The following is a 24,567-nucleotide window of genomic DNA, read 5'->3' on the forward strand; positions in this document are numbered from 1 at the left end:
ATCGTACTATGTCCCGCACCCATCCGCTCGAGCGCTATCGCAACATCGGCATCATGGCTCACATCGATGCCGGCAAGACGACCACGACCGAGCGTATCCTGTACTACACCGGTAAGAGCCACAAGATCGGCGAGGTGCATGACGGCGCCGCGACGATGGACTGGATGGAGCAGGAGCAGGAGCGTGGCATTACGATCACCTCTGCGGCGACCACCTGCTTCTGGCGCGACCACCGCATCAACATCATCGACACTCCGGGTCACGTGGACTTCACCGTCGAGGTGGAGCGCTCGCTGCGCGTGCTCGACGGCGCCATCACCGCGTTCGACGGTGTGGCCGGCGTTGAGCCGCAGTCCGAGACCGTGTGGCGTCAGGCGGACAAGTACCGCGTGCCGCGCATGTGCTACGTCAACAAGCTGGACCGCACCGGCGCCAACTTCGACCGCTGCGTGAAGATGATCCAGGACCGCCTGGGCGTCCGCACTGCGGTGCTGTACCTGCCCATCGGCCTGGAGTCGGATTTCGTCGGCCTGGTCGATCTGGTGCACAACCGCGCCATCGTGTGGCAGGACGACTCGCTGGGTGCGAAGTTCGACTACAAGGACATCCCGGCTGACATGGCCGAGGCTGCCGCCGTTGCTCGCAGCGAGCTGATCGAGCTCGCCGTGGAGCAGGACGAAGCCGTGATGGAAGCCTACCTGGAAGGCCAGGAGCCGGACGTCGAGACGCTGAAGCGTCTGATCCGCAAGGGCACCATCGCGTTCGACTTCGTGCCGGTTCTTTGCGGTTCGTCGTTCAAGAACAAGGGCGTGCAGCCGCTGCTCGACGCCGTTGTCGACTACCTGCCGTCCCCGCTCGACATTCCGGCGGTGCAGGGCGTGCTGCCGGACGGCAGCGAGGACACCCGCGAGACCTCGGACGAGGCTCCGTTCTCCGGCCTCGCCTTCAAGATCATGAACGACCCGTTCGTCGGTTCGCTCACCTTCGTTCGCGTCTACTCGGGCATCATCGAGTCCGGCACCACCGTGACCAACGCCACGAAGGGCAAGAAGGAAAAGATCGGCCGCATGCTGCTCATGCATGCGAACAGCCGTGAGGACATCAAGGAAGCCCGCGCCGGCGACATCATCGCCATCTGCGGTCTCAAGGAAACCATCACCGGCGACACGCTCTGCGTGAACAACAAGCCGATCGTCCTTGAGTCCATGGACTTCCCGGATCCGGTGATCGAGGTTGCGGTCGAGCCGAAGACCAAGGCCGACCAGGAAAAGATGGGTACCGCCCTGCACCGTCTGGCGCAGGAAGATCCGTCCTTCCGCGTGTCGATCGACCACGAGTCCGGCCAGACCATCATCAAGGGCATGGGCGAACTCCACCTGGAGATCATCGTCGATCGCATGAAGCGCGAGTTCAAGGTCGAGGCCAACGTCGGCGCGCCGCAGGTGGCCTACCGCGAATCGCTCAAGAAGGCGGTCGAGATCGACTACACCCACAAGAAGCAGTCGGGCGGCTCGGGTCAGTTCGGCCGCGTGAAGGTGCAGGTTGCTCCGGGCGAACTGGGCTCGGGCATCACCTTCATCGACGAGATCAAGGGCGGCGTCATTCCGAAGGAATACATCCCCGCGATCGAGAAGGGCATGCGCGAAGTGGCGGCCTCCGGTACGCTCATCGGCTTCCCGCTCATCGACTTTGAAATCCGTCTGGTGGACGGCGCGTACCACGATGTGGACTCGAGCGCGCTGGCCTTCGAAATCGCCGGCCGTGGCGCGATGCGTGAAGTCGCGCAGAAGGCGGGCATCAAGATCCTCGAACCGATCATGAAGGTCGAGGTTGTCACGCCGGAAGACTTCATGGGCGACGTTATCGGCGACCTGAACTCGCGGCGCGGACAGATCCAGGGTACCGACTCGCGCGGCAACGCGCAGGTCGTCACCGCGATGGTTCCCTTGGCCAACATGTTCGGCTATGTGAACCAGCTGCGTGGCTTCACGCAGGGTCGCGCGCAATACTCCATGGTTTTCAGTCACTACGATGAAGTGCCCGCCAACGTGGCGGAAGAAGTTAAGGCGAAGTTCGCTTAAATCACTTAAAGCAGATCGCCGAAACAAGACCTGTCGAGAAGAGGTAAAGCACAATGGCCAAGGCTAAATTTGAGCGGACCAAACCGCACTGCAATATCGGCACGATCGGTCACGTCGACCACGGCAAGACGTCGCTGACCGCGGCGATCACCAAGGTCTTGGCCGAAAAGGGTGGCGCGAACTTTGTCGATTACGCGAACATCGACAAGGCGCCGGAAGAGCGCGCTCGCGGCATCACCATCTCCACCTCGCACGTGGAGTATGAGACCGAGACCCGTCACTACGCGCACGTCGACTGCCCGGGTCACGCCGACTACGTGAAGAACATGATCACCGGTGCGGCGCAGATGGACGGCGCCATCCTGGTGGTGTCCGCTGCTGACGGCCCGATGCCGCAGACCCGCGAGCACATCCTGCTCGCCCGTCAGGTCGGCGTGCCGGCTCTGGTGGTGTTCCTGAACAAGGTCGACATGGTCGACGATCCGGAGCTGCTCGAGCTGGTCGAGCTGGAAATCCGCGAACTGCTGTCCAAGTACGAGTTCCCGGGCGACGACATTCCCATCGTTGCCGGTTCGGCTCTGTGCGCCCTCGAGGACCGTTCGCCGGAAATCGGCAAGGAAGCCGTCCTGAAGCTGATGGCTGAGGTCGACCGCTACATTCCGCAGCCGGAGCGTCCGCTCGACAAGACCTTCCTGATGCCGATCGAAGACGTGTTCTCGATCTCGGGCCGCGGCACCGTGGTGACCGGCCGCGTCGAGACCGGCGTCGTGAAGGTTGGCGAGGAAGTCGAAATCGTCGGCATCAAGGACACCCAGAAGACCGTCGTGACCGGCGTCGAGATGTTCCGCAAGCTGCTTGACCAGGGTCAGGCCGGCGACAACATCGGCGCCCTGCTGCGCGGCATCGGTCGTGAGGACGTGGAGCGCGGTCAGGTTCTGGCCAAGCCGGGCACCATCACCCCGCACACCAAGTTCAAGGCCGAGACCTACATCCTGTCGAAGGAAGAGGGTGGCCGTCACACGCCGTTCTTCGGTAACTACCGTCCGCAATTCTACTTCCGCACCACGGACGTGACCGGCCAGGTCACTCTGCCGGAAGGCACCGAGATGGTGATGCCGGGCGACAACGTGACCCTGACCGTCCAGCTGATCGCTCCGATCGCCATGGACCAGGGTCTGCGCTTCGCGATCCGCGAAGGTGGCCGCACCGTCGGCGCCGGCGTGGTGAGCCAGATCGTCGAGTAAAAACGCTTACCGCCGCTCGGGCTCAAAAAACTTTGATTTTTGGGCCCGAGCGGCTTTCGCTTTTTCTATTTGTGGGATATGAACGCCGGCCGCTTCCGGACGACTCGAAGCGGAACTGTGCAGTTACGTTGACGAAGGGTCTGACCCATGGAAACGCAGAACATCCGGATCCGGCTGAAGGCCTTTGACCACCGGGTGCTTGACCAGGCGACGGGTGAAATCGCAATGACCGCCAAGCGGACCGGCGCACTCGTACGCGGGCCGATTCCGCTGCCGACCCGGATCGAAAAGTTTACGGTCAACCGGTCGCCGCATATCGACAAGAAGAGCCGCGAGCAGTTTGAGGTTCGCACCTACAAGCGCTTGCTGGACATTGTCGATCCGACGCCGCAGACGGTTGACGCGCTGATGAAGCTTGATCTGGCTGCTGGCGTGGACGTTGAGATTAAGCTGCAGGCCTAAGAAATCTGCAGCGTCACGCTTGCTGGATGGTCCGGCAAGCCTCTGAAGAAGGAGAGAAGGTGCGATGCGCACCGGAGTTATTGCAAAGAAGGTGGGCATGACCCGCCTGTTCCAGGACGACGGGCGGCACGTGCCGGTCACCGTTCTGGCACTGGAGGGTTGCCAGGTGGTGGCCCAACGCACCGTTGAGAAGGACGGCTACGCCGCCGTTCAGCTTGGTGCCGGCACCGTGAAGGTGAAGAACCTGACCAAGCCCGAGCGCGGTCACTTCGCCAAGCAGCAGGTTGAGCCGAAGCGCAAGCTGGTCGAGTTCCGCGTTGCCGAGGATGCCCTCGTCGATGTCGGCGCGACCATCTCGGCCGAGCACTTCGTGCCGGGCCAGCTGGTCGACGTGTCGGGCGACACCATCGGTAAGGGTTTCGCCGGCGCCATGAAGCGCTGGAACTTCGGTGGTCTTCGCGCCACGCACGGCGTTTCCGTCAGCCACCGTTCCCACGGTTCGACCGGTCAGCGTCAGGATCCGGGCAAGGTCTTCAAGAACAAGAAGATGGCCGGTCACATGGGCGCCAGCCGGATCACCCAGCAGAATCTTGAAATCGTTCAGACCGACGCCGAGCGCGGTCTGCTCTTCGTGAAGGGCTCCGTCCCCGGCGCGAAGGGCAGCTGGCTGCTGGTGAAGGATGCCGCCAAGGTGGCGCGCCCCGAGGCTGCGCCGTACCCGGCTGCCGTCCTGACCGCTGCCGCTGAGCAGGCTCCGGCTGAAGCGCCGGCCACCGAGCAGGCGGGAGAGTAAGCCATGAAGGTCGATGTAAAGAACCTCGATGCGGCGACCGTCGGCCAGATTGATCTGGTCGAGGAAATCTTCGCCCGCGAAATCCGCGCCGACATTCTGCATCGCGTCGTGACCTGGCAGCTGGCCAACCGCCGCGCCTACGCACGCGCTGCGAAGGAGCGTGGCGACGTCAAGATGACGTCGAAAAAGATGTACCGCCAGAAGGGCTCCGGCTCGGCTCGCCACGGCAACAAGGCGGCTCCGCAGTTCCGCAAGGGTGGTAAGGCTCACGGTCCGCGCGCCCGCGACTTCGAAATCTCGCTGAACAAGAAGATCCGCGCTCTCGGTCTGAAGACGGCTCTGTCCGCCAAGCAGGCTGAAGGCAAGCTGGTCGTTCTCGAGAACCTGTCCATTGCCGAAGGCAAGACCAAGGTTCTGGCGGAGAAGCTAAGCAAGCTGGGCATCACGTCCGGCCTGTTCATCGACGGCGAAGCGGTTGACGCCGGTTTCAAGCTGGCGGCTTCCAACCTGCCGAAGATCGACGCCCTCCCCGTCATCGGCGCGAACGTCTATGACATTCTGAAGCATGACACGCTGGTTCTGACCAAGGCCGCTGTCGAGAAGCTGGAGGCGCGGTTCAATGGCTGAGCTGAAGCACTATGACGTGATCCTCTCGCCGGTGATCACCGAAAAGTCGACCCTGGGGTCGGAGCACTCGCAGTACACCTTCAAGGTGGCGCTGGGTGCGACCAAGGGCGACGTGAAGGCGGCGGTGGAGGCTCTGTTCGCGGGCGTGAAGGTGAAGTCCGTGAACACCATCGTGCAGAAGGGCAAGACCAAGCGTTGGCGCGGCCAGCCCTACATGCGTTCGGACCAGAAGAAGGCGATCGTCACTCTCTCCGAGGGCGCGATCGACCTTACGGCGCCGGAGTTGAAGTAACATGGCACTGAAGCAATATAATCCGACCAGCCCGGCCCGCCGCGGCCTCGTGCTCGTCGACCGCTCCGGCCTGTGGAAGGGCAAGCCGGTGAAGGCCCTGACCCAGGGTCTCACCAAGTCCGGCGGCCGCAACAACCAGGGCCACGCCACCGCGCGCGGCATTGGCGGCGGTCACAAGCGCACCTACCGCATCGTCGACTTCAAGCGCCGCAAGTGGGACATCCCCGCGACCGTCGAGCGCCTGGAATACGATCCCAACCGCACGGCGTTCATCGCCCTCATCAAGTATGAGGACGGCGAGCTGGCCTACATCCTGGCGCCGCAGCGCCTGGCCGTGGGCGACACGGTGGTCGCCGGCCGCAAGGTCGACGTGAAGCCGGGCAACGCGATGGAGCTGGGCCAGATGCCGGTCGGCACCATCTGCCACAACGTCGAGCTGAAGCCGATGAAGGGCGGTCAGATCGCCCGCGCCGCCGGCACCTACGCTCAGGTGGTGGGTCGTGATCGCGGTCTGGTGATCGTTCGTCTGAACTCGGGCGAGCAGCGCTACATCCAGTCCAACTGCATGGGCACGGTCGGCGCGGTTTCGAACCCGGATAATTCGAACCAGAACCTGGCGAAAGCCGGTCGCAACCGCTGGCTGGGCAAGCGCCCGCTGACCCGCGGTGTGGCGAAGAACCCGGTTGACCACCCGCACGGCGGTGGTGAAGGCCGGACCTCCGGTGGCCGTCATCCGGTGACCCCGTGGGGTAAGCCGACGAAGGGCAAGCGGACCCGGTCGAACAAGGCGACCGACAAGTGGATCGTCCGCTCGCGTCATGCGAAGAAGAAGGGCTAAGGCGAGATGGCACGTTCTGTTTGGAAGGGCCCGTTCGTTGACCTCCACCTTCTGAAGAAGGCGGAAGCTGCTCAGGAATCGGGTGCCGCAAAGACGCCGATCAAGACCTGGTCGCGTCGTTCGACCATCTTGCCGCAGTTCGTTGGTCTGACGTTCAACGTCTACAACGGCAAGAAATTCATCCCCGTCTACGTGTCTGAGGAAATGGTGGGTCACAAGCTGGGCGAGTTCGCCCCGACCCGTTCGTTCCCCGGCCACGCCGGCGACAAGAAATCGAAGAAGTGAGGCTGAGGCATGGGTAAGCCATCCGCTCCCCGCCGCGTGGGTGACAAGGAAGCGCTGGCCGTCAATACGATGGTCCGCGGTAGCCCGCGCAAGCTCAATCTCGTGGCCGGCCTCATTCGGGGCCGTCCGGTTGCCGAGGCGATCAACATTCTGACCTTCTCTCCCAAGGCCATGGCCCGGGACGTGAAGAAGGTGTTGCAATCGGCCATCGCCAACGCCGAGAACAACCACAACCTGGACGTGGACGCCCTGGTCGTTAAGGAAGCTTCGGTCGGCAAGTCGCTGCAGATGAAGCGCTTCATGGCCCGCGCTCGCGGCCGTGGCGCCCCGATCGTGAAGCCGTTCAGCCGCATCCGTATCGTGGTGCGTGAAGTCGAGGAGCAAGCCTAATGGGTCAGAAAACCTCCCCGATCGGTCTGCGTCTGCAGATCAACCGCACCTGGGATTCGCGCTGGTTCGCTGATCGCGCCGAGTATGGCCGTCTGCTGCACGAGGATCTGAAGATCCGCCAGTTCGTGATGAAGGAACTGCCGCAGGCCGCCATCTCCAAGGTGGTCATCGAGCGTCCGGCCAAGCTGTGCCGCGTGTCGATCTATGCCGCCCGTCCGGGCGTCATCATCGGCAAGAAGGGCGCCGACATCGAGAAGCTGCGCAAGCGCATCAGCCAGTTCACGACGTCGGAAGTGTCGCTGAACATCGTCGAGATTCGCAAGCCGGAAATCGACGCGCGCCTGGTGGGCCAGTCGGTCGCTGACCAGCTGGAGCGCCGTGTGGCATTCCGTCGCGCTATGAAGCGCGCTGTGCAGTCCGCTCTGCGTCTTGGCGCTGAGGGCATTCGTATCAACTGCTCCGGCCGTCTCGGCGGCGCTGAAATCGCTCGTATGGAATGGTACCGCGAAGGTCGCGTTCCGCTTCATACGCTGCGCGCCAATGTTGACTATGCCGAAGCGCAAGCCCATACAGCGTACGGCGTTTGCGGCGTGAAGGTTTGGATCTTCAAGGGCGAGATCCTGGGTCACGATCCGATGGCGCAGGATAAGCTGATGCTTGAGGCTCAGACCGCGGGGGTCCGGCCGGCGCGGTAACCCACCGCGTCGCCTGATCGAGGGCATATCCCGGTCCCCCGGGGCTCTGTCAGAAGGCGATAGAAAATGCTGCAACCGAAGAAGACTAAATTCCGCAAGGCTCACAAGGGCCGCATTCACGGCCTGGCCAAGGGCGGCGCCGAACTCAACTTTGGCGCGTTCGGCATGAAGGCCCTTGAGCCCGAGCGCATCACCGCCCGCCAGATCGAGGCGGCGCGTCGCGCCATCAGCCGCCACATCAAGCGTGCTGGCCGGCTCTGGATCCGCGTGTTTCCCGACGTTCCGGTTTCGACCAAGCCTGCCGAAGTCCGCATGGGCTCCGGTAAGGGCTCGCCCGAATATTGGGCAGCCCGCGTGAAGCCGGGTCGTATCCTGTTCGAACTGGACGGTGTTCCGGCGGACGTCGCCCGCGGCGCTTTCGAGCGCGCGGCCGCGAAGCTGCCGATCAAAGTCAAGTTCGTCGCCCGCCTTGGCGAAAACGCGTGAGGCTCGTGGAGGAAACTATGAAATTCGCGGACCTCAAGACGAAGACCGACGATCAGCTCGCTGAAGATATGGCCAGCCTGAAGAAGGAGCAGTTCTCGCTGCGCTTCCAGGCGGCGACCAGCCAGCTGACCAATACCGCGCGTGTCCGCCAGGTGCGGCGCACCATCGCCCAGATCCAGACGCTCCTGAACGAGCGTCGGCGCGCGTCGAACTAAGGAGTCAGGACATGCCGAAGCGTATCCTTCAGGGCACGGTGGTGTCCGACAAGGCGGACAAGACGGTGGTCGTACTGGTGGAGCGCCGCGTGCGCCATCCGCTGTACGGCAAGATCGTGCGTCGGTCCAAAAAGTATCACGCGCACGACGCGGACAACGCCATGAAGGCGGGTGACATCGTGCGTATCGAGGAATGCCGTCCGATTTCTAAGCAGAAGTCGTGGCGCGTTCTCGAAAAAAGTCTCCTGAGTTGGCGACCTAGACAGGAGGTAGTGCTATGATTCAGATGCAAACTAACCTGGACGTCGCCGACAACTCGGGTGCCAAGCGCGTTATGTGCATTAAGGTGCTGGGCGGCTCCAAGCGTAAGTACGCGAGCGTCGGCGATATCATCGTCGTGTCGGTCAAGGAGGCCTCTCCCCGGGGCCGCGTGAAGAAGGGCGACGTGCACCGCGCGATCGTCGTTCGGACCGCGAAGGACATCCGCCGTGCAGACGGCTCGGTGATCCGCTTTGATCGCAACGCCGCAGTGCTCATCAACAAGAACAACGAGCCCATCGGCACCCGTATCTTCGGCCCGGTGGTTCGTGAGCTGCGCGCCAAGAACCACATGAAGATCATTTCGCTGGCTCCGGAGGTGCTCTGATGTCCGCTGCGAAGATTAAAAAGGGCGACAAGGTTGTCGTCCTGTCGGGCCGCGACAAGGGCAAGACCGGTGAGGTCGTCCGCGCTCTTCCGAAGGAAGGCAAGCTCGTGGTCGCCGGCGTGAATGTCGTCACCAAGCACAAGCGCCCGACGGGCCAGGGTGCCGGTGGCATTGAGCGGGTCGAGGCTCCGCTGGCCGCTTCCAAGGTGGCTCTGCAGGACCCCAAGACTGGCAAGCCGACCCGCGTTGGTTTCAAGGTGCTGGAAGACGGGCGCAAGGTTCGTGTGGCCAAGCGTTCGGGCGAGGTGATCGATGGCTGAGCAAGCTCCCAAGCCGCGGCTGAAGACGGTCTACGAGACCAAGGTCCGCGAAGAGCTCCAGAAGCAGTTCGGGTACGGCAATCCGATGGAAGTGCCGACGCTCGAGAAGATCGTGATCAACATGGGCGTGGGCGAAGCGACCCAGGACCGCAAGAAGGTGGACTCCGCCGTTGCCGACCTGACGCTGATCGCCGGCCAGAAGCCGGTCATCACCCGCGCCAAGAAGTCCATCGCGACCTTCAAGCTGCGCGAGGGCATGCCGATCGGCTGCAAGGTGACCCTGCGCCGCGACCGTATGTACGAGTTCCTGGACCGGCTGATCAACATCGCGCTGCCGCGCGTGCGTGACTTCCGGGGCGTGAACCCGAACAGCTTTGACGGCCGGGGCAACTATGCCCTCGGTCTCAAAGAGCAGATTGTCTTCCCCGAGATCAACTACGACAAGATCGACAAGGTCCGGGGCATGGACATCATCATCTGCACCACCGCCAAGACCGACGAGGAGGCGCGTGCTCTGCTGAAAGGCTTCGAGATGCCGTTCACCGGCGAAGCCCAGGGCAAGCAAGCGGCCTGACCACCGGGAAGGATAAAAGATGGCCAAACTGAGTTCGATCAATAAGAACGAGCGGCGCAAGCGGCTGGCGAAGAAATTCGCCGGCAAGTTTGCGCGGCTGAAGGCGACCGCCGACGACCAGAACCTCTCCGACGACGAGCGGTTCCTGGCTCGCCTGAAGCTCGCCGAGCTTCCCCGCAATGCGAACCCGACCCGCATTCGCAACCGCTGCGAAGTCACGGGCCGTCCGCGCGCCTATTATCGCAAATTCCGCATGTCTCGCGTGTCGCTTCGTGAACTGGCCAATCAGGGCCTGATTCCGGGCGTCGTGAAGTCAAGCTGGTAAGCGGGAGACTCATCCAATGCCGATGACCGATCCCCTGGGCGATATGCTGACCCGTATTCGTAACGGTCAGCAGGCCCGCAAGGACTCCGTTGTTTCCCCCGCTTCCAAGCTGCGTGCGAACGTGCTCGAGGTGCTGAAGCGCGAGGGCTACATTCGTGGCTATTCCGAATATGAGCAGGGCCCCGGCCGCCGCGAAATTCGGATCGAGCTGAAGTACCACGAGGGCGATCCCGCCATTCAGTGGCTGCAGCGCGTGTCCAAGCCTGGCCGCCGCATCTACGCCGGCTCCAAGGAGCTGCCGCGCGTGCGTAACGGCCTTGGCATTTCGATCGTTTCGACGCCGAAGGGTGTGCTGTCCGACGCGGAAGCGCGCGAGCAGAACGTCGGCGGCGAAGTGCTCTGCACCGTGTTCTAACGGAGGGCCGCAATGTCTCGTATTGGTAAGAAACCTGTGGCTCTCCCGGCCGGCGTGACGGCGACGCTCAGCGGCGCCGACCTGGCGGTGAAGGGGCCGAAGGGCCAGCTGGCCATGACCATTGCCGACGAGGTGGTTTGCACCATCGACGGCAACGTCATCTCCGTGCAGCCGCGCAACGACTCCAAGCGCTCGCGCTCCTTCTGGGGCATGCAGCGCACCATGGTGAACAACCTGGTGGTCGGCGTGACCGAGGGTTACACCGAGGTGCTGGAAATCAACGGCGTTGGTTACCGCGCCAGCGTTCAGGGCTCGAACCTGAAGCTGCAGCTCGGCTTCAGCCACGACGTCGATTATCCGATCCCGGAAGGTATCGCGATCAAGTGCCCGGATCAGACCACGGTCGAGATCTCTGGCACTGACAAGCAGAAGGTGGGCCAGGTGGCGGCTGAAATCCGTCGCTGGCGTCGTCCGGAGCCCTACAAGGGCAAGGGTATCAAGTACCGGGGCGAATACATCTTCCGCAAGGAAGGCAAGAAGAAGTAAGGGGTGCACCAATGGCCAAGGGTCTCTCATTGTTCGAGCGGCGCCGGCAGCGGGTTCGCACCCAGCTCCGGCTCAAGTCGGGTGGCCGTCCGCGGCTTTCCGTTCACCGGTCGTCGAAGCACATCTACGCTCAGGTGATCGACGATACCAAGGGCGCCACCGTCGCGGCCGCCTCGACGCTCGATGCGTCGCTGCGCGGCAAGACTGGCGCAACCGTCGCAGCGGCGGCAGAGGTGGGCAAGCTGCTCGCCGAGCGCGCCAAGGCGGCTGGCATCAGCGCGGTCGTCTTCGATCGCGGCGGTTTCATCTATCACGGTCGCGTGAAGGCTCTCGCCGAAGCGGCTCGTGAAGGCGGATTGGAGTTTTAAGAATGGCGCGCGAACCAAAAGAACAGCGTGGCGAACGCGGCGAGGGCGACGAGCTGATCGAAAAGCTCGTCCACATCAACCGCGTCTCGAAGACGGTGAAGGGTGGTAAGCGCTTTGGCTTTGCTGCGCTCGTCGTCGTCGGCGACGGCAAGGGCCGGGTCGGTTTCGGCCACGGCAAGGCGCGCGAAGTGCCGGAAGCCATCTCCAAGGCGACCGCCGCTGCCAAGAAGACGATGGTGCGCGTGCCGCTGCGCGAAGGCCGTACGCTGCATCACGACGTCAATGGCCGCTGGGGCGCCGGCAAGGTGTTCCTCCGCTCGGCTCCGCAGGGTACCGGCATCATCGCCGGTGGTCCGATGCGCGCCGTGTTCGAGAGCCTGGGCGTGCAGGACGTGGTGACCAAGTCGATGGGGTCTAACAACCCCTACAACATGATCCGCGCCACCTTTAACGCTCTGGTGAACCAGGCCAGCCCGAAGATGGTTGCTGCCCGTCGTGGCAAGAAGATCGCTGACATCATCGCCCGTCGCGGCGACGTTGGCGCCAAGGTGGCGGCCGTCGAGGCCGACGCCCAGACCGAATAATCCGGGCGAGCGAGGCTAAGATGAGCGAGAAGAAGACCATCAAGGTGACTCAGATCGGCTCGCCGATCCGCCGGACCAAGGATCAGCGCGCGACGCTGGTCGGGCTGGGGCTCAACAAGATGCACCGGACCCGTGAACTGGAGGACACTCCGTCGGTTCGCGGCATGGTTCGCAAGGTTGCCCACCTGGTTCGGGTCGAGGGCGAGTAAGAACGGGGAACGGTGCGGCGGATGTCGCACCTTCGCCTTTCAAGGTTGTAAGCTGACCTCTCCGGCCTGATATTGGTCGGGTACGGGGACGGAGCGAAACGGAGTCAGCCATGAAGCTGAACGAATTGAAAGATAACGAAGGCGCCCGCAAGGGCCGCATGCGCGTTGCTCGCGGCATCGGCTCCGGCAAGGGCAAGACCGCCGGCCGCGGTCAGAAGGGTCAGACCTCGCGTTCCGGCGTTGCGCTCGCCGGATTCGAGGGCGGCCAGATGCCGCTGCACATGCGTATTCCGAAGCGCGGCTTCAACAACATCTTCGCCAAGGAATTTGCCGAGGTGAACCTGGGCCGTCTGCAGAAGGCGGTTGAGGCTGGCAAGTTCGCTGCCGGCGCCGAGCTGGATGCCGAGGCGCTGCGCGCCGCGGGCCTGGCCGGCAAGGGCAAGGACGGCGTGCGCCTGCTGGCCAAGGGCGAGCTGAAGACCGCTCTGAAGCTGAAGGTTGCCGGTGCTTCCAAGGCGGCGATCGAAGCCGTCGAGAAGGCTGGCGGCTCGGTTGAGATTGTGGCCTAAGGCGATCTGGCATGGCCTCTGCAGCCGAGCAACTGGCGGCAAACATCAACTTTGGCGCCTTCTCCAAGGCGACTGAGCTGAAGCAGCGCATCTGGTTCACGCTGGGTGCGCTGATCATCTACCGGCTCTGCACGTTTGTGCCGCTGCCTGGAATTGATCCTGTCGCTCTGTCGCGGCTCTACCAGCAGCACGCGGGTGGCATGCTTGGCATGCTCAACCTGTTCTCTGGTGGAGCGCTGCAGCGCATGTCGATCATCGCGCTGAACATCATGCCGTACATCACGGCATCGATTATCGTTCAGCTGTTGACCAGCCTGTCGCCCTCGATGGCCGCCCTGAAGAAGGAAGGCGAGAGCGGGCGCAAGAAGATCAACCAGTACACCCGGCTTGGCACGGTGGTCCTGACCGCCATCCAGGCTTATAGCATCGCTGTCGGTCTCGAAAGCTGGGGAGCAACCCAGGGCGTCTCGGCCGTCATCGATCCGGGCTGGTTCTTCCGCATCACCACGGTCATCACGCTGATTGGCGGCACCCTGTTCCTGATGTGGCTGGGCGAGCAGATCACCAGCCGTGGCATCGGCAACGGCATTTCGCTCATCATCATGGCCGGCATCGTGGCGGCCCTGCCGGGCGCCTTTGCCCAGATGTTTGAACTGGGCCGCACCGGCGCGCTGTCCGCCTTCGCCATCATCTTCATCTGCGTGATGGCGGTTGCGGTGGTGTTCGGCATCGTCTTCATGGAGCGCGCCCAGCGCCGGATCCTGATCCAGTATCCGAAGCGCCAGGTCGGCAACAAGATGTTCCAGGGCGATACCTCGCACCTGCCGCTGAAGCTGAATACCTCCGGCGTTATCCCGCCGATCTTCGCCTCGTCGCTGCTCATGCTGCCGCTGACGCTGGCGCAGTTCGGCGCGGGCCAGGGCAACGGCTGGCTGCAGACGGTGACGACGCTGCTGGGCCATGGGCAACCGCTCTACATGGCGCTGTACGCGGCTGGCATCATCTTCTTCAGCTTCTTCTACACCGCGGTTGTGTTCAACCCGGAGGAGACGGCCGACAACCTGAAGCGCTACGGCGGCTTCATTCCGGGCATCCGTCCCGGCCAGCGGACCGCCGAGTATCTGGACTATGTGCTGACCCGTATCACGGTCGTTGGCGCGGCATACCTGACCATCATCTGTCTTCTGCCGGAATGGCTGATCGCGGAGATGGGCGTAGGCTTCTACTTCGGTGGCACCAGCCTGCTGATCGTCGTGAACGTGACTATGGACACGGTGGCGCAGATTCACGGTCACCTGATGGCTCATCAGTATGAAGGGCTCATCAAGAAGGCCAAGCTGCGTGGGGGGCGTCGTTAAGTGAACATCATCCTTCTCGGGCCGCCGGGTGCCGGTAAGGGCACCCAGGCGCAGCGCCTCCAGGCCGAGCGCGGCATGGTCCAGCTTTCGACCGGCGATATGCTCCGGGCCGCTGTTGCGGCCGGAACGCCGGTCGGCCTCAAGGCCAAGGCGGTCATGGATGCAGGGCAGCTGGTGTCCGACGACATCATCGTGGCCCTGATCGCCGACCGCCTTGAGCAGCCGGACACTGCGGCCGGCGTGATTTTTGACGGCTTCCCGCGCACCACGGCCCAGGCCGACGCGTTGGATGCCATGCTGACGGGCAAGGGCCTGACCCTGGCGCACGTCATCGAACTGGTGGTGGACGAGGAAGCGCTGGTTGAGCGTATCACCGGCCGTTTCTCCTGTGCCAAGTGCGGCACGGGCTACCACGACAAGTTCAAGCAGCCGGCGACTCCGGGCGTCTGCGACGTTTGCGGATCGACGGAGTTCAAGCGTCGTCCGGACGACACTGAAGAGACGGTCCGGAAGCGCATGGCTGAGTATCGTGAGAAGACGGCCCCCATCTCGACCTACTATCGGGAGAAGGGGCTTTTGAAAGAGATCGACGGGATGGCGGACATAGACGAGGTCTATGCCGAGATCGTATCGATCCTGAACGGAAAGAGCTGAGTCGATTCCGTGATTGACGGGGACGGGAGCCTTCCTATAATCCCCGCCTTTCCGAATCGGCTTGACAAAAACTTAACGCGTGCCCAACGCGGGTGTTGGCCCCGCTGACGGGGTGGAACGAGGAGATCAAACGTGGCGCGTATTGCAGGTGTCAACATTCCGACCAATAAGCGGGTCGAGATCGCGTTGACCTACATCCACGGCATTGGCCCTGCAAAGGCCAAGGAGATCTGCGAGAAGATGAAGTTTCCGCGGGAGCGCCGCGTTAGCGAGCTGTCCGACTCGGAAGTTCTCCAGATCCGTGAAATCATCGATGCCGGCTACACGGTGGAGGGTGACCTTCGCCGCGAAGTCGCCATGAACATCAAGCGTCTGATGGACCTGGCCTGCTACCGTGGCCTGCGTCACCGCAAGGGTCTGCCGGTCCGCGGTCAGCGCACCCACACGAATGCCCGTACCCGCAAGGGTAAGGCCAAGCCGATCGCCGGCAAGAAGAAGTAAGTCCGGCCGTAAAGGATTTATAGAATGGCACGTGATACCACCCGCGTTAAGCGTCGCGAGCGGAAGAACATCACCAACGGCGTCGCTCATGTGAACGCCTCGTTCAACAATACCATGATCACGATCACGGATGCCCAGGGCAACGCGATCGCCTGGTCGTCCTCGGGCATGATGGGCTTCAAGGGTTCGCGCAAGTCGACCCCGTATGCTGCCCAGGTTGCCGCCGAAGACGCCGGCCGCAAGGCTCAGGAGCACGGCGTTCGTGTTCTGGAAGTCATGGTTCGCGGTCCGGGTTCGGGTCGTGAGTCGGCTCTGCGCGCGCTTCAGGCTGTTGGTTTCACCATCACGTCGATCCGCGACGTGACGCCGATCCCGCACAACGGCTGCCGTCCGCCGAAGCGTCGCCGCGTCTAAGGTCGCAGCAAGCGTTTCTGCATGCAGGGAGCGGCCGGCGATGGCGTCGGCCGCTTGAGATATTAAGAGCTAAGGGGTGCACCCGTGATCGCAAAGAACTGGCAGGAGCTGAAGAAGCCCAACAAGCTCGAGGTCAAGGAAGCTGTCGACGCGGCCCGCAAGGTGACCTTCGTCGCGGAACCGCTGGAGCGGGGCTTCGGTCTGACCCTCGGCAATTCGCTTCGCCGGGTGCTGCTGTCGTCGCTGCAGGGCGCTGCCGTAACGGCGCTCCGCATTGACGGCGTTCTGCACGAGTTCTCCTCCATCCCCGGCGTTCGCGAAGACGTGACGGACATCGTCCTGAACGTGAAGCAGCTCGCCGTGAAGGTGAGCCAGGAAGGCACCAAGCGCCTCCACCTGACGGCCACGGGCCCGGGCGAGGTGAAGGCCGGTCAGATCACGACCGTCGCCAACGTCGAGATCATGAACCCGGATCTGGTCATCTGCACGCTGGACCAGGGCGCGACGCTCAACATGGAGCTGATCGTCGATACCGGTAAGGGCTACGTTCCGGCTGCCGCCAACCGCCCGGTTGACGCGCCGATCGGCCTCATCCCGATCGATGCCCTGTACTCGCCGGTGCGCCAGGTGGCCTACAAGGTCGAGAACACCCGCGTCGGCCAGGAGCTGGACTACGACAAGCTCACCATGACCGTTGAGACCGACGGCACGGTGACGCCGGAAGACGCGGTGGCCTACGCCGCCCGCATCCTGCAGGACCAGCTGCAGCTCTTCATCAACTTCGAAGAGCCGAAGGCCGTCGCCGCGAAGCCGGAAGAAGAGAAGCCGACGCTCAACAAGTACCTCCTCAAGAAGGTGGACGAGCTGGAGCTGTCGGTCCGTTCGGCCAACTGCCTCAAGAACGACAACATCATCTACATCGGCGATCTGGTCCAGAAGACCGAGGCCGAGATGCTGCGGACCCCGAACTTCGGCCGCAAGTCGCTCAACGAGATCAAGGAAGTCCTTGCCAGCATGGGCCTGCGCCTCGGCATGGAAATCCCCGGCTGGCCGCCGGAGAACATCGAAGACCTCGCCAAGAAGCTGGAGCAGGAATACTGATCCGGCTGGACGCGGAAGCCCCTGGACCTTTGAGTTTCTAGGGGCTAAGGCGTCAGGCAACGAACACAGGGACGGCCGACGGTTAACCCCGTCGGCCTTTCCGCAAGCGGGAACGTCGAAACAGAAATGGGCCTGATCCCGCCAGGCCTGGTCCGGGGTACCTCGCACGGCCCCGCGAACAAACGGAGAGAGAACCATGCGTCACCGCATTGCAGGCCGTAAGCTCGGCCGTACGTCCAGCCACCGCGCCGCCCTGTTCAAGAACATGGCCGCTGCTCTCATCAAGCACGAGCAGATCACCACCACCCTGCCGAAGGCGCGCGAGCTGCGCCCGTACGTGGAAAAGCTGATCACCCTCGCCAAGCACGGTGGCCTCGCCAACCGTCGTCTCGCGATTGCTCGCCTGGGCGATCTGCAGCAGATCGAGAAGCTGTTCGACGTGCTGGCCCCGCGCTATGCCGATCGCAACGGCGGCTACACCCGCGTGCTGAAGGCCGGTCTGCGCGCCTCCGACGCCGCGCCGATGGCCATCATCGAGTTCGTCGACCGCGACGTCTCGGCCAAGGGCCAGGACAGCGGCCCGACCGCTGAGCAGGCCGAAGAGCTGGAAGCGGCTGAATAAGCCAGGCTTCAGGCTTGAGTTGGAAAAGCGGGCGGTCCTTCGGGGCCGCCCGCTTTCGTTTGGACGTTGTTGGCGGTTTTTTGCAGTTTTTGCAGGAGGGTCTGTAACCCTCCTGGCAACCTCCCATTCATCCAAGGGTCGTGGTTCCAGCGCGCAGCCTCCGAGGGGTGACCAGCCGCACCCGGTCCAGCTGTCGGGCAACAGAACAAGATCGCTCCTTAAAATCATTCAAGTCGGGGGAGGGAAGAGCAGACCCTGCGCCTAACGTCCTGAGCCTCGGCGCTGATGCGAGGGCGCGGCCCAATCCGTCTCCTCATCCAAGAAACGCCGCAAACGCGGCCGCAAAACGAAAGGGGGTTGCAGGGGGATCGCGATCCCCCTGCAAAGAATCATCCCAGGGAAATCTTCCTCCGGTCCCGATGGCAGGGTGCCCCCCGTGGCTCGCCTTGTGCGGCCAGGGGCCCGGTTTCATTCTTTGGAAGAATGAGCAACCGCCGGGGAGGGGCCCATGCCGGATTTCCTGTTCCAGACGCCTGCCAACCTCCGGGTCGGGCCCGGCTGCGCGGCAGAGATCGGGCCGATTCTGGGCGGGCTGGGGGCAAGGCGCGTGCTTGTCGTCACCGACATGGGGGTGGTGAGGGCCGGGTTGCTGGATGGCGTTCTGCCCGCGCTGGGCGAGGCGGGGATCGCCTGCACGGTGTTCGACGGGGTGCTGGCCGACCCGCCGGTCGAGGTGATCGAGGCGGCGGTTGAAGCGGGGCGCAGCTGCAAGGCCGAGGCGGTGCTCGGCATCGGCGGCGGCAGCCCGATGGATACGGCCAAGCTCACCGCCTATCTGCTGGGCTCGGGCGAGCAGCTGGAGGATATCTACGGCATCGGCAACGCCAAGGGCAGGCGCTTGCCGCTGGTGCTGGCGCCGACGACGGCGGGCACGGGCTCGGAAGTGACGCCCATCGCCATCGTGACGACCGGCCAGGCTGAGAAGAAGGGCGTGGTCTCGCCCGCGCTGTTTGCCGACTGGGCGGTGCTGGATGCGGACCTGACGCTGGGCCTGCCGCCGCACGCGACGGCCGCTACTGGCATCGACGCCATGGTCCACGCCATCGAGGCTTACACCAGCCGCCACAAGAAGAACCCGCTTTCCGACATGCTGGCGCGGGAGGCGCTGCGGCTGTTGGCGGGCAACATTCGCGCCGCCTGCGCGGATGGGGAGAACCGCGAGGCGCGGCAGGCCATGCTGCTCGGGGCCATGCTGGCGGGCCAGAGCTTCACCAATGCGCCCGTCGCCGCCGTGCACGCGCTGGCCTACCCGATCGGCGGGCTGTTCCATGTGCCTCACGGCGTCTCCAACGCGCTGATGCTGCCCCACGTGCTGCGCTTCAACCGAGAGGCGGCGGAAAGCCTCTACGCCGAACTGGCCCCGCTGGTGGGCGCGCAAGGGGCGGACGGCTTCATCGCCGCCATCGAGCAGCTGTGCGATGACGTAAAGGTGCCGCGCCGCCTGCGGGATGTTGGCATCGGCGAGGAGGACGTGGAGCGGCTGGCCAGGGACGCCATGAACCAGACCCGCCTTCTCGTGAACAACCCGCGCGAGGTGGGGCTGGCAGACGCCCGCGCCCTCTACCGCGCAGCATTTTGAGCGCAGGCGCACCATGGCAGAGCAGGACGACAGGCCGATCGTGCGCCGGGCGGGCTTTCCCCGCTTCCAGTCCATCACCACCCGCTGGATGGACAACGACATCTACGGCCACGTCAACAACGTGGTCTACTATTCCTTCTTCGATACGGCCGTGAACGCCGCGCTCATCGAGGCGGGCGTGCTCGACATCCACGCCGGGCCGGTCATCGGCCTCGTGGTTGAAAGCCAGTGCCGCTACCACCGCCCGCTCGCCTTCCCTGAGCCGGTGACGGCTGGCCTGCGCGTCGGCCGCCTCGGCAATTCCAGCGTGCGCTACGAGATTGCCCTGTTCGGCGGGCAGGAGGATGAGGCTGCCGCCCTCGGCCATTTCGTCCACGTCTACGTGGACCGGCAGACGCGCCGCCCGGTGCCATTGCCCGCCGGCATGCGCGGGTTTCTGGAGACGCTGGTGGTTTGAGGGTCTTTGCTCCGCAGGGCAGGGGACTTAGGTCCCCTGCACCCCGGCGTTTCATCGGAACGCACCCGGCCTTGCCGTCGTGCGATCTCGCGAAACTGCTCCTTACAATCATTCGATGAATGACGGACAGGGAGCCGGTGCGAGTCGGCGGGGGGCTTTATGGGAACGCACCCGGTCTTGCCGTCAGGCACGAGGGGAAGATCGCTCCTTAAAATCATTCAAGCAATGAGGGGCAGGGGACGACGAAGGAGCGGGGAGTGCGGCTCCCTGGGCCATGTTCCTGTGCCCGGCGCCGATGCGGGGCGCGGCCCTTTCATTCTCCCTCCGGCAAGCGCAACCGATCGTGACGAGCGCGGCCCGATGAACGAAGGGGGTGAAGGGGGACGAGTCCCCCTTCAAATCAAGCCCGCGGCCCCACCCCTGCGCCACCGTGACGCCAGCCCTGCGCTTTATTGGTCGCACTTTCTTAACCGCAGGACGTGCGTCCTGCTCGAAAGCTGCTCCAGGCATACTGGACTTGAGAGCCGTGCGCCGCTAAATGCTCGCCATGCAGCCCAATGAAACCATTCTAATCCTCGATTTCGGCAGCCAGGTGACGCAGCTGATTGCGCGGCGCGTGCGCGAGGCCGGGGTCTATTCCGAAGTCGTCCCTTTCCATCAGGGCGAGGCCGCGCTGGCCCGCCTGAAGCCGAAGGGCGTCATCCTCTCCGGCGGCCCGGCGTCGGTGACCGAGGTGGCAACGCCTCGCGCGCCGGAAGCGGTGTTCGCCAGCGGCCTGCCCATCATGGGCATCTGCTACGGCGAGCAGACCATCTGCGCCCAGATGGGCGGGTCGGTTACGCCGTCGGATCACCGGGAGTTCGGCCGGGCGTTCATCGAGATCGTGGATGACTGCAGCCTGTTCAACGGGCTGTGGAAGAAGGGCGAGAAGCATCAGGTGTGGATGTCCCACGGCGACCGGGTGGACAGCCTGCCGGAAGGCTTCCGCACCGTGGCGGTCACTGAGGGCGCGCCGTTCGCCGCCATCGCGAACGACGAGAAGCGCATCTACGCCGTGCAGTTCCACCCCGAGGTGGCGCACACGCCGGATGGCGCGAAGCTGATCGCCAACTTCGTGCGGCACATCGCCGGGTGCGAGGGCACCTGGACCATGGCTTCCTTCCGCGAGACCAAGAAGGCGGAGATCCGCGCTCAGGTCGGCAAGGGCAAGGTGATCTGCGGCCTGTCGGGCGGCGTCGACTCGGCGGTTGCCGCCGTGCTGATCCACGAAGCCATCGGCGACCAGCTGACCTGCGTGTTCGTGGACCACGGCCTGATGCGCGCGGGCGAGGCCGAGCAGGTCGTCACCCTGTTCCGTGAGCATTACAACATTCCGCTGGTGCACGTGAACGCGGAGGATATGTTCCTCGGCGGCCTCGCCGGCGTCACCGACCCCGAGGCCAAGCGCAAGTTCATCGGCAAGGCGTTCATCGACGTGTTCGATGCCGAAGCCAAAAGAATCGAAGGCGCGGAGTTCCTGGCGCAGGGCACGCTGTACCCTGACGTGATCGAGAGCGTCTCCTTCACCGGCGGCCCGTCGGTCACCATCAAGTCGCACCACAACGTGGGCGGCCTGCCGGACTTCATGAAGCTGAAGCTGGTGGAGCCCTTGCGCGAGTTGTTCAAGGACGAGGTGCGCGAGCTGGGCCGGGAGCTGGGCCTGCCGGACCAGTTCGTCGGCCGCCATCCGTTCCCGGGGCCTGGCCTTGCCATCCGCATTCCGGGCGAGGTCACCAAGGAGAAGTGCGATATCCTCCGCAAGGCGGATGCCATCTACCTTGAGGAGATCCGCAAGGCGGGCCTCTATGACGCCATCTGGCAGGCCTTCGCCGTGCTGCTGCCGGTCAAGACCGTGGGCGTGATGGGCGACAGCCGCACGTACGATGCCGTGTGCGCCCTGCGCGCCGTGACCTCGACCGACGGCATGACCGCCGACATCTACCCGTTCGATGCCGCCTTCCTCGCCCGCGTGGCGACCCGCATCGTCAACGAGGTGAAGGGCATCAACCGCGTCTGCTACGACTACACGTCGAAGCCGCCGGGCACGATCGAGTGGGAATGATTCAGGCCCATCCGAACGCCGCCGATTCTACGCCAGAGTTCGACATAAGTCACTGAACTAAAATAATTTTTACGACGATGCCTATCGATACCTATCGGTGGGCATAGGTCGCGAGTGCCGTCACAGCTGACGGCCCTTACCCGTATTGATCGCTGCTGATTTTGAAAGTACCGTCACGGGAAATGAGGCTCGTGACGGTACTTTTTTTGGCTTAAGCCATTGTAAGAACGCGCATTTTGAGACGCGGGCCTCCCAAAAACCGTATGACGGTACTTTTCGGAGGTGATACGACAATGCTGACGGACGCTGCACTCAAGGCCTTGAGACCCAAAGACAAAATCTACAAGGTCGCGGATCGCGACGGCATGTATGTCCGTGTCATGCCGTCAGGACAGATATCCTTCCGGCTGGACTACCGGCTGAACGGCCGGCGAGAGACGGTCTATCTCGGCAAGTATGGGCGTGATGGCATCTCTCTCGCGCGGGCACGGGAGCTGTGCCTAGATGCACGGCGGGCGATCAGAGAGGGACGTTCACCGGCGATCGAGAAGCAGCGCGAGAAGCGCCGCCTAAAAGAGGCTAAGAGCTTTGGCGAGTTCGGCGAGAAATGGCTGGTGAATGCTCCGATGGCGGATAGCACTCGGGCAATGCGCCGTGCCATCTTCGAACGTGAGCTGCTCCCGGTCTGGCGCAATCGCCTGCTTACGGAAATCACGCCGGACGATCTGCGAGCGCACTGCGCTAAGATCGTCGAGCGAGGCGCCCCGGCCACAGCGATCCATGTGCGGGACATCCTGAAGCAGATCTACGGCTTCGCGATCCTCCATGGAGAGAAGGTGCCCAACCCAGCGGATGAGGTTGGACCAGCCGCGATCGCGACGTTCGCACCGAGAGACCGCGCGCTGTCGCCGACGGAAATTCGGATCATGCTCAAGCAACTCGAGCACGTCCCTACGTTGCCGACCATCCGGCTAGGTATGAAGCTCTACCTGCTGACGATGGTGCGGAAGAGCGAACTGCAGGATGCGGTTTGGGACGAGGTGGATTTCGAGAATGCTGTCTGGACCATCCCGAAGGAGAGAATGAAGCGCTCGAAGCCTCACAATGTCTATCTCTCGCGACAGGCTCTGGACATCATGATCGCGCTGAAGACCTGTGCAGGCAATTCGCGATATCTCTTGCCATCGCGCTACGATGCCGATGCTCCGATGTCGCGCGCCACGTTCAACCGGGTGACCTACGCCGTGGTCGAGCAGGCGAAGAAGGAGGGGCTGCCGCTTGAACCGTTCACGGTTCACGACCTGAGGCGCACTGGATCGACGCTCTTGAATGAGCTGGGCTTCAACAGCGACTGGATCGAGAAATGCCTTGCTCACGAGGACGGACGCTCGTCGCGTGGCGTCTATAACAAGGCGGAGTACGAGGTTCAGCGCCGCCACATGATGCAGGAATGGTCGGACATCGTGGACGCTTGGGTCGAAGGGCGGAAGCACATACCGGTGCTCTTGCCCCCGGCTATGTCTTTGATGGAGCTCGATCCCGCGCTTTGACCGGGCGCGTCTTTCGCTTCGTGACGTCTGGGTGCTGAGCGCGAAGGATCGGCACCGTCCGCCGCGCCAACAGCCACGCCTCCACTTCGGCCAAGTCCCAGACGATGCATCTCGGCGAAAGCGCAAAGCGCCGCGGGAATTCGCCACGCTGCTCCATTTCATAGATCGTGCTATCGGCAAGCGGGACCATTTCGCGCAATTGCTGGCGTCGAATAGTCCGACGCAAAATCGGACTGGTAACTCGTCCGTTCATTTCCCTGCCTCCTATGGTCTTCGCGACAATAGAAAGCGATAGGCTTGGATTATGGGAAGATGCCGCATGTACTGGTGCGGGAATATCGCATTATAGCGTGCAAATCGGATGGGTCGACCTTCTAAGACCGAGAAGGATTTGACGCCGATGGCAAAAGTTCAAATCCGGACGGGCTCTCCGGGACCGACAGAATCCGCGAATTACCAATACGATATTCCTCTCCATTCTACGCCACAACCCACCGTCGCGATGCGTAAGCGCGACCGTGACCGCGCGGAGAGGATTAGGCTGGCTGGTGGGCCGAAACCCACTTTAAGAGAGCGCGCGATCGCGCTTGCCCAGGAAAAGGGAGAGGTCCGTACAAGGGATCTTACCGAGATCGGGGTTCATCGTTGCTACCTTGCGCAGATGATCGAGGAGGGGCTGCTCGTGAAGGTGGGCTATGGTCGCTATCGCGCATCGGTGCCAAATGCGGCCTGATGCTCACTGCTTGTTTGGTCTGTGCCTTCGCTACTGCGCGGCATCCGTCCGAAAAAGCGCGCCCTTTCAGATTTCGAGCCCAGTCAATGCCAATGGATGGCACAAAGTTTGTTGCCATCGGGATCGCGGACATAGGCGAGCTCGACCACACCCATGTTGCTGTTGCGCGGCCCTGGCGCATCCTCAATCGACGTCCCGCCATGCGCCACAGCGACGTCATGGAATTCCAGCACTTGCGCGGCGGAGTTGCACTTGAAGGCGATGGTGGACCCGTTTCCTGCTGACGCGGGCTCATCGTTGATCGGCTGACTGATCGAAAAGGTGCTGCCGTCGTGGCGATAGAAATATCGCACATGCCCGGACGCCGCAATGTTGCGGACGGGCTCGCCGGCGCCCAGCACAGCAAGGACCGCGTCATAGAACCTTTTGGACCGTTCGATGTCGCTGGAGCCTAACATGACGTGATTGATCAT

General features: G+C 63.3%; 35 protein-coding genes and 1 pseudogene. 34 read left to right on the top strand and 2 right to left on the bottom strand.

Annotation, left to right across the window (positions count from 1 at the left end):
• Positions 1–8 precede the first annotated feature (8 nt).
• The 33 genes and pseudogenes from fusA to L0C21_RS03745 all read left to right on the top strand — a co-directional run bounded on the left by fusA (position 9) and on the right by L0C21_RS03745 (position 23,361).
• A complete protein-coding gene (gene fusA, locus L0C21_RS03585) occupies positions 9–2,081 on the top strand; it encodes an elongation factor G (protein WP_259277058.1) in 2,073 nt (690 codons plus the stop codon).
• Between the two features lie 53 nt (positions 2,082–2,134).
• Positions 2,135–3,325: an elongation factor Tu gene (tuf, locus tag L0C21_RS03590; protein WP_259277059.1), complete on the top strand. Its 1,191-nt coding sequence runs from the start codon at positions 2,135–2,137 to the stop codon at positions 3,323–3,325.
• 147 nt (positions 3,326–3,472) lie between these two features.
• Entirely contained in the window at positions 3,473–3,787 is a 315-nt protein-coding gene (gene rpsJ, locus L0C21_RS03595; protein ID WP_259277060.1) for a 30S ribosomal protein S10, read from the top strand.
• Between the two features lie 64 nt (positions 3,788–3,851).
• Positions 3,852–4,580, top strand: a complete 729-nt coding sequence (rplC, locus tag L0C21_RS03600) for a 50S ribosomal protein L3 (RefSeq protein WP_259277061.1) — start codon at positions 3,852–3,854, stop codon at positions 4,578–4,580.
• A 3-nt stretch (positions 4,581–4,583) separates the two neighbouring features.
• The gene (rplD, locus tag L0C21_RS03605; RefSeq protein ID WP_259277062.1) at positions 4,584–5,207 is read left to right on the top strand and encodes a 50S ribosomal protein L4; all 624 of its coding nucleotides are present in this window, start codon (positions 4,584–4,586) and stop codon (positions 5,205–5,207) included.
• Entirely contained in the window at positions 5,200–5,499 is a 300-nt protein-coding gene (locus tag L0C21_RS03610) for a 50S ribosomal protein L23 (protein WP_259277063.1), read from the top strand. The genes rplD and L0C21_RS03610 overlap by 8 nt, the downstream gene beginning before the upstream one ends.
• Position 5,500: 1 nt before the next feature.
• On the top strand, positions 5,501–6,337 hold the full coding sequence (gene rplB / locus L0C21_RS03615; RefSeq protein ID WP_259277064.1) for a 50S ribosomal protein L2: 837 nt from the start codon (positions 5,501–5,503) through the stop codon (positions 6,335–6,337).
• A 6-nt stretch (positions 6,338–6,343) separates the two neighbouring features.
• Entirely contained in the window at positions 6,344–6,622 is a 279-nt protein-coding gene (gene rpsS, locus L0C21_RS03620) for a 30S ribosomal protein S19 (RefSeq protein WP_259277065.1), read from the top strand.
• A gap of 9 nt (positions 6,623–6,631) precedes the next feature.
• A complete protein-coding gene (rplV, locus tag L0C21_RS03625) occupies positions 6,632–7,012 on the top strand; it encodes a 50S ribosomal protein L22 (RefSeq protein ID WP_259277066.1) in 381 nt (126 codons plus the stop codon).
• The gene (gene rpsC, locus L0C21_RS03630) at positions 7,012–7,707 is read left to right on the top strand and encodes a 30S ribosomal protein S3 (protein ID WP_259277067.1); all 696 of its coding nucleotides are present in this window, start codon (positions 7,012–7,014) and stop codon (positions 7,705–7,707) included. Before rplV ends, rpsC begins: the two co-directional genes overlap by 1 nt.
• A gap of 66 nt (positions 7,708–7,773) precedes the next feature.
• Entirely contained in the window at positions 7,774–8,193 is a 420-nt protein-coding gene (gene rplP / locus L0C21_RS03635; RefSeq protein WP_259277068.1) for a 50S ribosomal protein L16, read from the top strand.
• Between the two features lie 17 nt (positions 8,194–8,210).
• Complete coding sequence (gene rpmC / locus L0C21_RS03640) at positions 8,211–8,408, top strand: 50S ribosomal protein L29 (protein WP_259277069.1); 198 nt, start codon at positions 8,211–8,213, stop codon at positions 8,406–8,408.
• Between the two features lie 11 nt (positions 8,409–8,419).
• A complete protein-coding gene (gene rpsQ / locus L0C21_RS03645) occupies positions 8,420–8,689 on the top strand; it encodes a 30S ribosomal protein S17 (RefSeq protein WP_259277070.1) in 270 nt (89 codons plus the stop codon).
• Positions 8,686–9,054 carry a 50S ribosomal protein L14 gene (rplN, locus tag L0C21_RS03650; RefSeq protein ID WP_259277071.1) on the top strand — a complete coding sequence of 123 codons (369 nt, stop codon included), beginning with the start codon at positions 8,686–8,688 and terminating at the stop codon, positions 9,052–9,054. Before rpsQ ends, rplN begins: the two co-directional genes overlap by 4 nt.
• Complete coding sequence (rplX, locus tag L0C21_RS03655) at positions 9,054–9,374, top strand: 50S ribosomal protein L24 (protein WP_259277072.1); 321 nt, start codon at positions 9,054–9,056, stop codon at positions 9,372–9,374. The genes rplN and rplX overlap by 1 nt, the downstream gene beginning before the upstream one ends.
• Positions 9,367–9,948 carry a 50S ribosomal protein L5 gene (rplE, locus tag L0C21_RS03660; protein ID WP_259277073.1) on the top strand — a complete coding sequence of 194 codons (582 nt, stop codon included), beginning with the start codon at positions 9,367–9,369 and terminating at the stop codon, positions 9,946–9,948. The genes rplX and rplE overlap by 8 nt, the downstream gene beginning before the upstream one ends.
• A 19-nt stretch (positions 9,949–9,967) precedes the next feature.
• A complete protein-coding gene (gene rpsN, locus L0C21_RS03665; RefSeq protein WP_259277074.1) occupies positions 9,968–10,273 on the top strand; it encodes a 30S ribosomal protein S14 in 306 nt (101 codons plus the stop codon).
• Positions 10,274–10,289: 16 nt separating this feature from the next.
• Positions 10,290–10,688, top strand: coding sequence for a 30S ribosomal protein S8 (gene rpsH / locus L0C21_RS03670; RefSeq protein ID WP_259277075.1), 399 nt, complete (start codon positions 10,290–10,292; stop codon positions 10,686–10,688).
• Between the two features lie 12 nt (positions 10,689–10,700).
• Positions 10,701–11,234, top strand: a complete 534-nt coding sequence (rplF, locus tag L0C21_RS03675; RefSeq protein ID WP_259277076.1) for a 50S ribosomal protein L6 — start codon at positions 10,701–10,703, stop codon at positions 11,232–11,234.
• Between the two features lie 11 nt (positions 11,235–11,245).
• On the top strand, positions 11,246–11,602 hold the full coding sequence (gene rplR / locus L0C21_RS03680; protein ID WP_259277077.1) for a 50S ribosomal protein L18: 357 nt from the start codon (positions 11,246–11,248) through the stop codon (positions 11,600–11,602).
• Positions 11,603–11,646: 44 nt separating this feature from the next.
• Positions 11,647–12,186, top strand: a pseudogene (gene rpsE / locus L0C21_RS03685) (30S ribosomal protein S5); the annotation flags it as partial.
• 20 nt (positions 12,187–12,206) lie between these two features.
• Positions 12,207–12,395, top strand: coding sequence for a 50S ribosomal protein L30 (gene rpmD, locus L0C21_RS03690; RefSeq protein WP_259277078.1), 189 nt, complete (start codon positions 12,207–12,209; stop codon positions 12,393–12,395).
• Between the two features lie 110 nt (positions 12,396–12,505).
• On the top strand, positions 12,506–12,964 hold the full coding sequence (rplO, locus tag L0C21_RS03695; protein WP_259277079.1) for a 50S ribosomal protein L15: 459 nt from the start codon (positions 12,506–12,508) through the stop codon (positions 12,962–12,964).
• A gap of 11 nt (positions 12,965–12,975) precedes the next feature.
• Positions 12,976–14,322, top strand: a complete 1,347-nt coding sequence (secY, locus tag L0C21_RS03700; RefSeq protein WP_259277080.1) for a preprotein translocase subunit SecY — start codon at positions 12,976–12,978, stop codon at positions 14,320–14,322.
• Positions 14,323–14,976 carry an adenylate kinase gene (locus tag L0C21_RS03705; protein WP_259277081.1) on the top strand — a complete coding sequence of 218 codons (654 nt, stop codon included), beginning with the start codon at positions 14,323–14,325 and terminating at the stop codon, positions 14,974–14,976. It abuts the gene before it with no gap.
• A gap of 132 nt (positions 14,977–15,108) precedes the next feature.
• Positions 15,109–15,477, top strand: a complete 369-nt coding sequence (rpsM, locus tag L0C21_RS03710) for a 30S ribosomal protein S13 (protein WP_259277082.1) — start codon at positions 15,109–15,111, stop codon at positions 15,475–15,477.
• Between the two features lie 24 nt (positions 15,478–15,501).
• Complete coding sequence (gene rpsK / locus L0C21_RS03715; RefSeq protein WP_259277083.1) at positions 15,502–15,891, top strand: 30S ribosomal protein S11; 390 nt, start codon at positions 15,502–15,504, stop codon at positions 15,889–15,891.
• An 84-nt stretch (positions 15,892–15,975) separates the two neighbouring features.
• Entirely contained in the window at positions 15,976–16,992 is a 1,017-nt protein-coding gene (locus L0C21_RS03720) for a DNA-directed RNA polymerase subunit alpha (RefSeq protein ID WP_259277084.1), read from the top strand.
• Positions 16,993–17,188: 196 nt separating this feature from the next.
• Positions 17,189–17,614 (top strand): 50S ribosomal protein L17, encoded by a 426-nt coding sequence (rplQ, locus tag L0C21_RS03725; RefSeq protein WP_259277085.1) that lies wholly within the window; start codon positions 17,189–17,191, stop codon positions 17,612–17,614.
• Positions 17,615–18,122: 508 nt separating this feature from the next.
• Positions 18,123–19,253, top strand: coding sequence for an iron-containing alcohol dehydrogenase (locus L0C21_RS03730; RefSeq protein ID WP_259277086.1), 1,131 nt, complete (start codon positions 18,123–18,125; stop codon positions 19,251–19,253).
• 13 nt (positions 19,254–19,266) lie between these two features.
• Positions 19,267–19,710, top strand: a complete 444-nt coding sequence (locus L0C21_RS03735) for an acyl-CoA thioesterase (RefSeq protein WP_259277087.1) — start codon at positions 19,267–19,269, stop codon at positions 19,708–19,710.
• 538 nt (positions 19,711–20,248) lie between these two features.
• The gene (guaA, locus tag L0C21_RS03740; protein WP_259277088.1) at positions 20,249–21,811 is read left to right on the top strand and encodes a glutamine-hydrolyzing GMP synthase; all 1,563 of its coding nucleotides are present in this window, start codon (positions 20,249–20,251) and stop codon (positions 21,809–21,811) included.
• Positions 21,812–22,104: 293 nt separating this feature from the next.
• Complete coding sequence (locus tag L0C21_RS03745) at positions 22,105–23,361, top strand: tyrosine-type recombinase/integrase (RefSeq protein WP_259277089.1); 1,257 nt, start codon at positions 22,105–22,107, stop codon at positions 23,359–23,361.
• On the opposite strand, the gene L0C21_RS03750 is transcribed toward L0C21_RS03745, so the two are convergent.
• Entirely contained in the window at positions 23,327–23,614 is a 288-nt protein-coding gene (locus L0C21_RS03750) for a helix-turn-helix transcriptional regulator (RefSeq protein WP_259277090.1), read from the bottom strand. The two genes, L0C21_RS03745 and L0C21_RS03750, sit on opposite strands and share 35 nt — an antisense overlap.
• 147 nt (positions 23,615–23,761) lie before the next feature.
• Between L0C21_RS03750 and L0C21_RS03755 the strand changes: the two genes are divergently transcribed.
• Positions 23,762–24,094 (top strand): type IV toxin-antitoxin system AbiEi family antitoxin domain-containing protein, encoded by a 333-nt coding sequence (locus L0C21_RS03755; RefSeq protein ID WP_259277091.1) that lies wholly within the window; start codon positions 23,762–23,764, stop codon positions 24,092–24,094.
• A gap of 83 nt (positions 24,095–24,177) precedes the next feature.
• Here L0C21_RS03755 and L0C21_RS03760 read toward each other — a convergent pair whose 3' ends face one another.
• Complete coding sequence (locus L0C21_RS03760; protein ID WP_176075662.1) at positions 24,178–24,567, bottom strand: VOC family protein; 390 nt, start codon at positions 24,565–24,567, stop codon at positions 24,178–24,180.

Origin of the sequence: Pedomonas mirosovicensis (assembly GCF_022569295.1) — a bacterium.
GTDB classification, from domain to species: Bacteria; Pseudomonadota; Alphaproteobacteria; order Sphingomonadales; family Sphingomonadaceae; genus Pedomonas; species Pedomonas mirosovicensis.